This is a genomic window from Streptomyces speibonae (genome assembly GCF_984686075.1).
Genome location: NZ_OZ480260.1, coordinates 6,354,461 through 6,365,130 on the forward strand (window position 1 = coordinate 6,354,461; position 10,670 = coordinate 6,365,130).

Annotated in this window: 9 protein-coding genes; 3 read left to right on the forward strand and 6 right to left on the reverse strand. The window is 73.9% G+C overall.

All coding sequences use genetic code 11. The annotated features are described in order from the left end of the window. The first annotated feature begins 48 nt into the window (after positions 1 to 48). Together AC5L3C_RS28570 and lgt are read left to right on the forward strand one after the other, a co-directional pair. Positions 49 to 834 (forward strand): DsbA family protein, encoded by a 786-nt coding sequence (locus AC5L3C_RS28570; protein WP_493651769.1) that lies wholly within the window; start codon positions 49 to 51, stop codon positions 832 to 834. A gap of 95 nt (positions 835 to 929) precedes the next feature. Next, complete coding sequence (lgt, locus tag AC5L3C_RS28575; RefSeq protein WP_493651771.1) at positions 930 to 1,895, forward strand: prolipoprotein diacylglyceryl transferase; 966 nt, start codon at positions 930 to 932, stop codon at positions 1,893 to 1,895. Between the two features lie 329 nt (positions 1,896 to 2,224). On the opposite strand, the gene AC5L3C_RS28580 is transcribed toward lgt, so the two are convergent. The 6 genes from AC5L3C_RS28580 to AC5L3C_RS28605 are packed head-to-tail and all read right to left on the reverse strand — an operon-like array spanning position 2,225 to position 9,368. Then, the gene (locus tag AC5L3C_RS28580; RefSeq protein WP_493651773.1) at positions 2,225 to 3,055 is read right to left on the reverse strand and encodes an HpcH/HpaI aldolase/citrate lyase family protein; all 831 of its coding nucleotides are present in this window, start codon (positions 3,053 to 3,055) and stop codon (positions 2,225 to 2,227) included. Beyond that, complete coding sequence (locus tag AC5L3C_RS28585) at positions 3,052 to 4,287, reverse strand: CaiB/BaiF CoA transferase family protein (protein WP_493651775.1); 1,236 nt, start codon at positions 4,285 to 4,287, stop codon at positions 3,052 to 3,054. The genes AC5L3C_RS28580 and AC5L3C_RS28585 overlap by 4 nt, the downstream gene beginning before the upstream one ends. Further along, on the reverse strand, positions 4,284 to 5,666 hold the full coding sequence (locus tag AC5L3C_RS28590) for an ADP-ribosylglycohydrolase family protein (protein ID WP_493651777.1): 1,383 nt from the start codon (positions 5,664 to 5,666) through the stop codon (positions 4,284 to 4,286). Before AC5L3C_RS28590 ends, AC5L3C_RS28585 begins: the two co-directional genes overlap by 4 nt. Further along, positions 5,654 to 6,835 (reverse strand): ADP-ribosylglycohydrolase family protein, encoded by a 1,182-nt coding sequence (locus AC5L3C_RS28595; RefSeq protein WP_493651779.1) that lies wholly within the window; start codon positions 6,833 to 6,835, stop codon positions 5,654 to 5,656. The genes AC5L3C_RS28590 and AC5L3C_RS28595 overlap by 13 nt, the downstream gene beginning before the upstream one ends. A gap of 8 nt (positions 6,836 to 6,843) precedes the next feature. Beyond that, a complete protein-coding gene (locus tag AC5L3C_RS28600) occupies positions 6,844 to 8,367 on the reverse strand; it encodes an ADP-ribosylglycohydrolase family protein (protein WP_493651781.1) in 1,524 nt (507 codons plus the stop codon). Then, positions 8,364 to 9,368 (reverse strand): ADP-ribosylglycohydrolase family protein, encoded by a 1,005-nt coding sequence (locus AC5L3C_RS28605; protein WP_493651783.1) that lies wholly within the window; start codon positions 9,366 to 9,368, stop codon positions 8,364 to 8,366. Before AC5L3C_RS28605 ends, AC5L3C_RS28600 begins: the two co-directional genes overlap by 4 nt. Before the next feature lie 262 nt (positions 9,369 to 9,630). On the opposite strand from AC5L3C_RS28605, the gene AC5L3C_RS28610 reads away from it, so the two are divergent. Beyond that, on the forward strand, positions 9,631 to 10,362 hold the full coding sequence (locus AC5L3C_RS28610; RefSeq protein WP_493651784.1) for a VIT1/CCC1 transporter family protein: 732 nt from the start codon (positions 9,631 to 9,633) through the stop codon (positions 10,360 to 10,362). Positions 10,363 to 10,670 lie beyond the last annotated feature (308 nt).

The window sequence follows — 10,670 nt, forward strand, 5'->3', positions numbered from 1 at the left end:
CTCGGACCGGGGAGGCGCGGTGCGCCTCCCCGGTTCGTTCTGCGGGGTGTGAGCGAGAAGAACCGAGAGGGAAAGCGCACCGCCAGGGAGCGGCTGGCGGCCGAGCGCGAGAAGCACAAGGCGGCGGAGAAGCGCCGCCGCGCCGTTGTCGTGGGCGCGAGCGTGGTCTGTGTCCTGGGACTCGCGGCGGTGGTCGGAGTCATCGCCGCCAACTCAGGGGACTCCGAGGGGGACAACGAGAGCGAGGCGTCCGGCCCCGTGGTGGCGCCCTCCGGGGCCCTGGGCAAGGACGGCCTGGCCATCCCGGTCGGCAAGGAGAGCGCCAAGGCCACGCTCACGGTGTGGGAGGACTTCCGCTGTCCGGCCTGCAAGGAGTTCGAGCAGGCCTACAGTCCCACGATCCACGAGCTGACCGACGCCGGTCAGCTGAAGGTCGAGTACCACCTGGTCACCCTGATCGACGGAGGCATGGGAGGCTCCGGCTCCCTCAACGCGGCCAATGCCGCCGCCTGCTCCCAGGATGCCGGGAAGTTCGCCGCGTACCACGACCTGCTGTTCCGGAACCAGCCCCCGGAGACCGACGACGCCTTCGCCGACCAGGGCAAGCTGATCGAGCTGTCCGGCAAGGTCGACGGGCTCGACACCCCGGCCTTCCGCTCCTGCGTCGAGGACGGCACGCACAACACCTGGGTCGTCAAGTCCCATGAGGCCTTCCTGAAGAACGGCTTCACCGGTACGCCGACCGTCCTGTTCGACGGCAGGAACATCTACCAGGACCGCTCGATGACGCCCGAGAAGCTGAAGCAGATGGTCGAGGAGGCCAACAAGGAATAGCCCCCGGTCCCCAGGGACTTCCGGCGCCCTGTTACGGAGCCGTTGCCGGGCCGCCCGGCGCGCGGCCGGTCCGGCAGGGTAGCGTCGACCTTGCCATGGAACTTGCCTACATTCCCAGCCCGTCGAGCGGGGTGCTGTACCTCGGCCCCGTTCCGCTGCGCGGCTACGCGTTCTGCATCATCATCGGCGTCTTCGTTGCCGTCTGGCTCGGCAACAAGCGCTGGGTCGCCCGGGGCGGACGGGCCGGCACGGTGGCCGACATCGCTGTCTGGGCCGTGCCCTTCGGCCTGATCGGCGGCCGGCTCTACCACGTGATCACGGACTACCAGCTGTACTTCAGCGAGGGCCGTGACTGGGTGGACGCCTTCAAGATCTGGGAGGGTGGCCTCGGTATCTGGGGCGCGATCGCCCTCGGCGCGCTGGGCGCCTGGATCGGCTGCCGGCGCCGGGGCATCGCCCTGCCCGCCTACGCCGACGCCATCGCGCCCGGCATCGCCCTCGCCCAGGCGATCGGCCGCTGGGGCAACTGGTTCAACCAGGAGCTCTACGGGCGGCCCACGGATCTGCCGTGGGCGGTGGAGATCACGTCGTCATCCGACGGGCGGGTCCCGGGTACGTACCACCCGACCTTCCTGTACGAGTCGCTGTGGTGCGTCGGCGTGGCGCTGCTGGTGATCTGGGTCGACCGGCGCTTCAAGCTCGGGCACGGGCGGGCGTTCGCGCTGTACGTGGCCGCGTACTGCGCGGGGCGGTTCTGGATCGAGTACATGCGGGTCGACGAGGCGCACGAGATTCTCGGGCTGCGGCTGAACAACTGGACCTCGATCGTCGTGTTCCTGCTGGCGGTGGTGTACATCGTGGTGTCGGCGCGGAAGCGGCCGGGGCAGGAGGAAGTGGTGGAGCCGGGGGGCTCCGATTCCTCCGTCGAGGAGGGCGCCTCGGACTCCTCCGACACGGACTCCGCGGGTTCTGAGTCCGCGTCCGAGGACTCCGAGGACTCCAAGGACTCCAAGGACTCCGAGGGGGCCAAGGACGGGGCCGGGTCTGCCAAGAAGGGCTGACCGGTTGTCGTACTGCTTCGAGGGCGTCCGGGGTTTCCGGGCGCCCTCGGTGCGTGTGGCCGGGGGGCGCAGCCCGGCGTTTGCGGGGTGCCTCCCCCACTCTCGGCTTCTCCCCCACTCTCGGCTTCGCTCGAGCGGGAGGTACCCCCATGAGCGGGAGGTACCCCCATGAGCGGGAGGTACCCCCATCGCCCACCCGTGCCGCCCTGGGGGCACCTCCCAGGCCCTTGAGGCTCTGGGGGAGGCACGACTGCCCGCGGGGCCGGTGCGGGGGCGGCGCGAGGGGCGTGGGGAGCGGCGCGGGGGCGGGTGCGGGGCGGTGTGGGGTGTTAGCGGTGTTTGAGGAGGGTCAGGGTGCGGTGGGCTGCTGTTACTGATGCCGCGTCGATGAAGGTGCCGTTGGCGAGGGCCTGGGCGCCCCGGGTCGTGGTGGCCGCCTTGAGGACGGTTCCCGCTTGTTCGATCTCCTCCGGCGTGGGCAGGTAGGCCCGCTCGATGACCGGGAGCTGGCGCGGGTGGATCGCGGCGCGGCCCAGGAAGCCCAGGGCGCGGCCGCGGGCGCAGGAGGCCTTCAGACCCTCCAGGTCACGCGTGTCGGGATGCACGGACTGGGCGGGCGGAGCCAGGCCCGCCGCCCGTGCGGCCACGACCACCCGGGAACGGGACCAGTCGAGGCCCGTGTCGTCACGTACGCCCAGGTCCGCCCGTAGATCCGTCTCCCCGATGGCGATGCCGCGCAAGGACGGGTGGGCGACGGCGACGGCATGGGCGCGTTCGATGCCGAGGGCCGTCTCCAGGAGGGCGTACAGGGGCAGTGTGCCCCCGTCGGCGGACACCGCCAGGCGTGCGGCGCGTACGACGTCGGAGGGGGAGGAGACCTTGGGCAGGCGCAGGCCGGACAGGCCGGGCGCGGGAGCGACGGCCGCGAGGTCGTCCCGGGCCCAGGGCCCGGACAGGGCGTTGACGCGGACGTGGACGGGGACCGGTTGCGGGTCGCGCAGCAGTTCGGCGGTGGCCGCACGGGCGTAGGCCTTGCGGTCGGGCGCGACCGCGTCCTCCAGGTCGATCACCACCACGTCGGCGCCGGAGGTGAGCGCCTTGCGCACCACGGTGGGACGGTCGCCGGGTGCGTACAGCCAGGTCAGCGGGAAGGTCTTCACAGAGCGCCCTCCGCGCGGAGCTCGGCGAGGTCGGCGGCGGTGAGGCCCAGGCCGGTCAGGATCTCCTCGGTGTCCGCGCCGTGCGGGCGGCCCGCCCAGCGGACCGCGCCGGGTGTGGCGGAGAGCCGGAACAGGACGTTCTGCATGCGCAGCGGTCCCAGCTCGGGATCGTCGACGGTGGTGATCGTGTCCAGGGCCTGGTACTGCGGGTCCGTCATGACGTCCCGTACGTCCTGGACGGGTGCCACGGCCGCCTCCGCCTTCTCGAAGGCCGCCAGGACGTCCGCGCGGGTGTGCCGGGCGATCCAGCCGCCGACCGCCTCGTCCAGGACGTCCGCGTGCCGGGCCCGGTCCTCGCCGGTGGCGAACCAGGGTTCGTCGATCAGGTCCGGCCGGCCCACCAGCACCATCACCCGCTCGGCGATCGACTGGGCCGAGGTGGAGACGGCGACCCAGGTGCCGTCGGCCGTGCGGTAGGTGCCGCGCGGGGCGTTGTTCTGGGAGCGGTTGCCGGTGCGGGGCTGGACGTGACCGAGCTGGTCGTACCAGGTCGGCTGGGGCCCCAGCGCGGTCAGGATCGGCTCGATCAGGGCCATGTCGACGACCTGGCCCTCGCCGGTGCGCTCGCGCGCGGCGAGGGCGGTCATCACCGCGTACGCCGTGGTCAGCCCGGCGATGGAGTCCGCGAGACCGAACGGGGGCAGGGTCGGCGGCGCGTCCGGTTCGCCGGTGATCGCGGCGAAGCCGCTCATCGCCTCGGCGAGGGTGCCGAAGCCCGGGCGGTGCGCGTACGGACCGAACTGGCCGAAGCCGGTGACCCGGGCCAGGACCAGACGGGGGTTGACCGCGGACAGCTCGGGCCAGCCCAGGTCCCACTTCTCCAGGGTGCCGGGGCGGAAGTTCTCGATGACGACGTCGGCGGTCCCGGCCAGGCGCAGGAGGACGGCGCGGCCGCCGGGGGTGGACAGGTCGAGGGTGACAGTGCGCTTGTTGCGGCCGAGCACCTTCCACCACAGGCCGATGCCGTTCTTCGACGGGCCGTGGCCCCGGCACGGGTCGGGTCTGCGCGGATGCTCGACCTTGATGACCTCCGCGCCGAAGTCGCCGAGCATGGTCGCGGCGAGCGGTCCGGCGAAGAGGGTGGCGAGGTCCAGCACCCGCAGACCCGTCAGCGGGGGATCGGCGGGGGCGGGGGCGGCCGGTGCGGTGGTGGCCGGGTCGGAGGGCGTCATGGGCGGGAGGCCTCCAGGTGGGTCAGACGGGCCAGGGCGTCGAAGCCGGTGCCGTGGAGACCGGCGACGGAGGTGGCCAGACGGTTCTTCAGCGGGGCCGTCCAGCGTTCGGGCAGCGCGTCGGGCGAACCGGCGAGCAGACCGGCGATGCTGCCCGCGGTCGCGCCGCCTGAGTCGGTGTCCCAGCCGCCCGACACCGCGCGGCATACGGAGCCGCTGAAGTCGCCGTCGGCGTGGGTGAGGGCGGCGGCGATCAGGGCGGTGTTGGGGACGGCGTGCACCCAGTGGTGGGTGGCGGCGTGCAGGGCGTGCAGATGGTCGACGACGGTGGCGAAGTCGGCGTGCTCGTGGGCCAGCTGGATGGCCTGCCGGACGGCACGGGCGAGCCGGGAGCGGGGCGGGACGACGCTGAGCCCGGTGCGCAGACAGGCGTGGACGGAGGGGCCGCCGGCGGGGGCGGCCGCGGCGGCGGCGATGACGGCGGCGGTGAACATCGCCGCGTAGACGCCGTTGGCGGTGTGGGTGAGCGTGGCGTCGCGGTGCGCCTGGGCGGCGGCGCCCGCCGGGTCGCCGGGGTTGGTCCAGCCGTGCACGTCCGCGCGGATCAGGGCGCCGATCCACTCACGGAACGGGTTGTGGTGGCGGGCGGTCAGCGGGGGTTCCAGGCCGCTGAGGAGATTGCGGTACGCGATGCGTTCGGCGGTGAAGGCGCGGCCGGCGGGGAGTTCGTCGAGCCAGACGCGGGCCACGTCGCCGGTGGTGAAGGCGCGGCCGTGGCGCCGGAGCACGAGGAGGGCGAGAAGGGGGTAGTTGAGGTCGTCGTCCTCGGGCATGCCGTCGATGTTCTCGGCGAGGGAGGTGGCCGCGGAGCGTCGGTTCCAGGGGTGCCGTGCGAGGAGTTCACCGGGGACGCCCCGGGCGGTGAAGTAGCCGGTCAGGGGCCAGTTGCCGGCGGCCCGGGCGAGCTCGCGGATGGCGGTGAGGGGGAGTTTCTCCACCGGTTTGCCCAGCAGGCAGCCGGCCGCTCTGCCGAGCCAGGCGGCTTCCAGGGCGGCGGGGTGCGGGGGCCGCGGAGCGGGGCCGCTCGCGGGGCGTGCCGGCCAGTCGGGGCACCGGGAGCGGATGCCGGCCAGGTCGGTCGGTTCGTCGCCGGCCAGCGAGCTGGGGAGGCCGGCGAGTTCGTCGAGGAGGGCGGTGGCCAGGCGGCGCAGGTGGGGCGGGGCCGGTTCGGGGGAGGCGCCCGCGGTGAGGGGGGCCTCGGAGCCGCCCGCCGCGTGCCAGCGGGCGGCGACGGCCGAGGGCTCGCGGCCGTCCTGGGCGGCCTGGCGCAGCTCGTGGCCGATCAGGTCCTCCGGCTGCACCCAGGTCAGCCGGAGCATTCCGGGCCTCCCAGCCGGGCGAACGCCTCCTCGTGGGCGCGGCGACGGGCCACGTCGCGCGCGAAGATCTCGCGGGTCACGGCGGTGAGCGTCGCCGCCGGTTCCCACAGGTCCAGGCGGCTGGCCTCCGCCACGGTCTTGGCCCACTCCTCGGGGACCGGTGAGCCGAGGGCGCCGGTCACGGCACCGGCCATCGTCGCGATGGAGTCGCAGTCGCGGCCGTAGTTCACGGCGCCGAGCACCGCGTGCCGGAAGTCGCCGCGGGCCATGACCACCATGCCCAGCGCCACGGGGAGTTCCTCGATGGCGTGCAGCCGGGAAGGGCGCCGGGCACCCAGGGAGGGGGAGCGGTAGTCGGGGCCCACGGTGTCGTACGGGGCCACCGCCTCCCGCAGCGGGCGCAGCGCCGACTCGAAGTCCGTGTACCGCGCGGCCGCCTCGCAGACCTTCTCGATCGCCGCGCGGGTGCCGTCCTTGGCCAGGGACAGACACGCGGAGACCACCGAGTCCGCCGTGGCCCCCGGGGCGCACGCCGCCGCCACGGCCGCCGCGAGGACACCGGCCGCCTCCCTGCCGTACGACGACTGGTGGGCGCCCGCGACGTCCAGTGCCTCGGCGTAGGCGGCGGACGGGTGGGCGGCGTTGACCAGGCCGACCGGGGCCATGTACATCGCGGCCCCGCAGTTGACGATGTTGCCGACGCCTGCCTCGCGCGGGTCGACGTGGCCGTAGTGCAGTCGGGCCACCAGCCACTTCTCGGCGAGGAAGATCCGGTGCAGGGGGATCGCCTCCGCCTCCAGCTCGGGGATCCAGCGCGGGTGCGTCATCAGGTCCGGGACCAGGTGGTCGGCGACGGCGTAGGCGTCCAGATGGTCGCGGACCCGCGCGTAGACGCGGATCAGCGCGTGCGTCATCAGGGTGTCGTCGGTGACGTGGCCGTCGCCCTTGTGGTACGGCGCGATGGGGCGGGCGGTGCGCCACGCGTCGCCGTTCCACGGGCCGACGACGCCGTGCACACGTCCGCCGTGGCGTTCGGCGATCTGCTCGGGGGAGTACCCCTCGACCGGCCCGCCCAGCGCGTCACCGACGGCCGCGCCGACGAGGGCGCCGGTGATCCGTTCGTCGAGCGGCAGACCTCGGCTGCCGCTTTGTTCCTGTTCACGCGTCATGACCGGAATCATCCTCCCGAGGGGGCCGGGTACGCGGCTTCCAGGAGCCCGGCGAGTTCCACCAGGTCCGTTCCGGTGAGCCGGGGCAGGACGCAGCCGGAGAGGGTGCGGCAGCTCTCCCGCCACGACGCGGGGATCGCCGCGCCGCCGCCGAGCGCGCCGGTGAGGGCGCCGACGAGCGCGGGGGCGGAGTCCGCGACCCGGGACAGACAGGCCGCCGCGGGCACCGCCTCCGCGATACGGCCCCGGGCGGCGACGGTGAGGGCGAGGGCGACCGGGACGGTCTCGGCGGCGGCGATGCCGTAGCTGTACACGTGGTCGACGATCTGGTGCTCCAGCGGCGGTACGAGGGCGAAGGCGCCGTCGGCGGCCGCCGCGAGCTTCAGCGCGTGCCGGGCGTTGCGGCCGATCTCCGTGTCCTCTGGCAGCTCGGCGCAGGCCGCGGCGGCGCAGGCGTGCGGTTCCGCTCCGGTCAGCGCGAGCGCGACGGCGGCGGCCATCGCGCGGGCGCCGTGCACACCGTCGCCGTCCTGGGTGTAGCGGGCGTCGAACTCGGCGAGGTCGGCGGCGGCCGCGGGGGCGCCGGGGTGGGCGACGGCCAGCACACAGGCGCGTACGCAGGCCGCGTCGTCGAAGTAGTGCGGGTTGTCGTGGCCGGTGGCGGGCGGGCGCAGGCCGGTGGCGAGGTTGCCGAGGCCGGCGCGGACGGAGATGCGGGCGCGCAGGGGGAGGACGGCGGACTCCGTCTCGGGCGCGCGGTCCGCCGCCGCGGCGATCTCGCCGGCGACGGTGTTCCAGGTCAGGTCGATGGCGGCGCGGGTGCGGCGTTCGCGGCTGAGGTCGCCGAAGGCGGTCTCGTCGCCGGCCCGCAGGACGGCTTCCGCGGCGAAGGCCGCCCATTCGGCGTCGTCGGAGGGGCCGAGACGGAGGGGTTCGGAGGGCTGGTTCAGGGCGATGGGGACGGGGAGGGTGGTGGTGGCGTTCTGCTCGGCGAAGGTGTCGAGTTCGCGGGTGAGGCGTCTGGTCCACTCGGGCATGCGGGCGGCGCGGTGGCGGGCGGCGGGCCATCCGGCGGCGTCGCCTGCGGCCAGGCCGAGGAGAAGGCCCTCGATTCTGGCGGGTGCGGTGGCGTGCGGCGCGGGTGCGGTTGCCTGCGGCGCGGGTGCGGTGGCTCGCGGCGCGGGTGGCTGTTCGGCCTCGGCTTCGCCTTCGGCCGGGGTGTTCCCACCCGCACCACCCGTGCGGCTTTCGTGGGCGGGTGCGGGTGGCCCCGGTGGGGCGTCCTCGCCGTTGGCGGGTGCGGGTGCGGGTGCGGGTGCGGGTGCGGGTGGGGGCGGTGCGGGGCTTTTGGCGTGGGCGGGTGCGGGTGGCCCCGGTGGGGCGTCCTCGCCGTCGGCGGGTGCGGGTGCGGGTGGGGGTGGTGCGGGGCTTTTGGTGTGGGCGGGTGTGGGTGGCTCCTGTGGGGTGTTCTCGACGGGTGCGGGGGTCTCGTCGGGGGCGGGGGTGGGTGGGGTTGTTGTGGGGGAGGTCATTTCGGGGGCTCCGGGGTGAGGAGGTCGGCGATGTCCAGGACGTGGTGGCCTGCCATCGCGGGGAGGCAGGTGCCCCGGGCCGGGGTGATGGCCGCCGCCCAGGCCTCGGGGACGGCCGCGACGCCCCGGGTCGCTCCCGCCAGCGCCCCCGCCACCGCCGCCGTCGTGTCGGCGTCGCGGCCCATGTTGACGGCCGTCAGCACCGCCTGTTCGAAGTCCCCGTCCGCCGCCGCGTACGCGCCGAAGGCGAGGGCGACCGCCTCGGGGGCGAGGTCGGTCCACGGATAGCCTCCGATCACCACCGCGGAGCGCACCGCGCGTTCGCCGAGGCGGGCCGCGGTGACGGCGCGGCGCAGTGAGCGGGCGGTCCAGGAGTCCTCCGGCACCACCGCCAGCGCCGATGCGACCACCGTGACCACCGGCGCCCCGGCCATCGCCGCCGCGACGCCCGCCGCGACCGCCTGGCCGCCGTAGATGCCCTCGCCGTCGTGGCTGACCGAGCCGTCGACCGCCGCCAGCCGGGCCGCCTCGTCGGGACGGCCGGCCGCGAAGACCCCGTGCGGCGCCGCCCGCATCGCCAGCCCGTCGCTCCAGGCGTGCCGGTGCTGGGCGGAGATGGGCGCCGCCAGTCCCCGGCGCAGGTTCTCCAGCGTGCCGCGCTCGCTGAAGCCGGCGCCCCGGAAGGGGCCCTCCGCGCGGTCCGCGATCCACTCGTGCCAGGCGGCCTCGACATGCGCCGGGGTGAGCGCGGAGCCGTGCCGGGCGAGCAGCAGACCGGAGAAGATCGCGTACTCGGTGTCGTCCGTGCCCGCGGGGCGGTCGGTCACGTATCCCGTGATGCGGCCCCAGCGCGCACGGATCTCGGAGGGCTTCATGTTCTCGGCCGGGGCGCCCAGCGCGTCGCCGACGGCCAGGCCGAGCAGCGCTCCGCGCGCCCGCGCGCGGAGCCCCAGGGCGTCGCCGGGCGCCGGGACAGAGGGGATGCGGGCGGTCGATGCCATACGCGGCCCTCCTCTTGGGGGCGCCCCGTGAAGAGACGCGCGGAGCCCTTTGCGGAACTGTCCCCGGTGCGGTGTCCGGCGCAGCCTCACCGGCCCCAGCGTCACCCGGTCGACATCTGCGCGCCGATCCACGCAAACGAGCGGATCATGCAAAACCGCAGGTTAGCCCAGCCTTTCCTTGCTGGCGGGACGGGGCGAGGAGGCGTAGATTAGGGCATGTCAAAGAGTGGAACTTGTCCAAAGAAGACTCTGGGGGACGCAGGTGACCATCATGGAGAGCGAGGCGACGCTGCACGTGGCGCACCGCGACAATCACACGCACCGGGACGTGAACGGCGGCTGGCTGCGTCCGGCGGTCTTCGGCGCGATGGACGGACTGGTCTCCAACCTCGCCCTGATGGCCGGCGTCGCCGGCGGCGACGTCAGCCGGCACACCGTCGTTCTCAGCGGGCTGGCCGGACTGGCCGCCGGTGCCTTCTCCATGGCGGCCGGCGAGTACACCTCCGTGGCCTCCCAGCGCGATCTGGTCGAGGCCGAGCTGAATGTCGAACGGCGCGAGCTGCGTACGTACCCGAAGGACGAGGAGGCCGAACTCGCCGCGCTCTACGAGTCCCGCGGAGTCGAGTCCGGCCTGGCCCGCGAGGTCGCCCGGCAGCTGTCCAAGGATCCCGAGCAGGCCCTGGAGATCCATGCCCGCGAGGAACTGGGCATCGACCCCGGCGAGCTTCCCTCGCCCGCCGTCGCCGCCGTCTCCAGCTTCGGCGCGTTCGCGATGGGCGCCCTGCTGCCCGTGCTGCCGTACCTTTTCGGGGCCGCCAGTCTGTGGCCGGCCGTGCTGGTGTCGCTGCTCGGCCTCTTCCTGTGCGGCGCGGTGGTGGCCCGGGTGACGGCGCGCTCCTGGTGGTACAGCGGTCTGCGGCAGCTCGCCCTCGGCGGCGCGGCGGCCGGTGTGACGTACGCCCTGGGTACGTTCTTCGGAACCGCCATAGGATAATTCCCCTCGTGCCTATGCGAGGAGCCGCATAAGTAGCCGTTTCTTGCTGGTTTCGGCCGCGTGACGACTGGGCATGAGCCGTAAGCGCTGTGGGCAAAGAGGCCGATGGCGTGCCCGCGGGACGGGCGAAGAGGCCTTTTCCCGCCATCGACCGACGGGCATTGATCTGTCCGGCCCGGTCTCCATAGCTTTCACCGCCAGGCGCGGAACCCCCGCCGCGACCCGTGTGGTGTCCGCATGCTGAAACGGAGTGTCCCGGTTTCCGAGAACCGTTTCATCATGTAATCTGCACCAGCTTTTCAGCACAG

What these genes read in the sequence shown, in the direction of transcription:
- AC5L3C_RS28600 (WP_493651781.1), bottom strand. Translation starts at nt 8,367, where the DNA reads ATGACCTCCCCCACAACAACCCCACCCACCCCCGCCCCCGACGAGACC.
- AC5L3C_RS28595 (WP_493651779.1), bottom strand. Translation starts at nt 6,835, where the DNA reads ATGACGCGTGAACAGGAACAAAGCGGCAGCCGAGGTCTGCCGCTCGAC.
- lgt (WP_493651771.1), top strand. Translation starts at nt 930, where the DNA reads ATGGAACTTGCCTACATTCCCAGCCCGTCGAGCGGGGTGCTGTACCTC.
- AC5L3C_RS28605 (WP_493651783.1), bottom strand. Translation starts at nt 9,368, where the DNA reads ATGGCATCGACCGCCCGCATCCCCTCTGTCCCGGCGCCCGGCGACGCC.
- AC5L3C_RS28585 (WP_493651775.1), bottom strand. Translation starts at nt 4,287, where the DNA reads ATGACGCCCTCCGACCCGGCCACCACCGCACCGGCCGCCCCCGCCCCC.
- AC5L3C_RS28590 (WP_493651777.1), bottom strand. Translation starts at nt 5,666, where the DNA reads ATGCTCCGGCTGACCTGGGTGCAGCCGGAGGACCTGATCGGCCACGAG.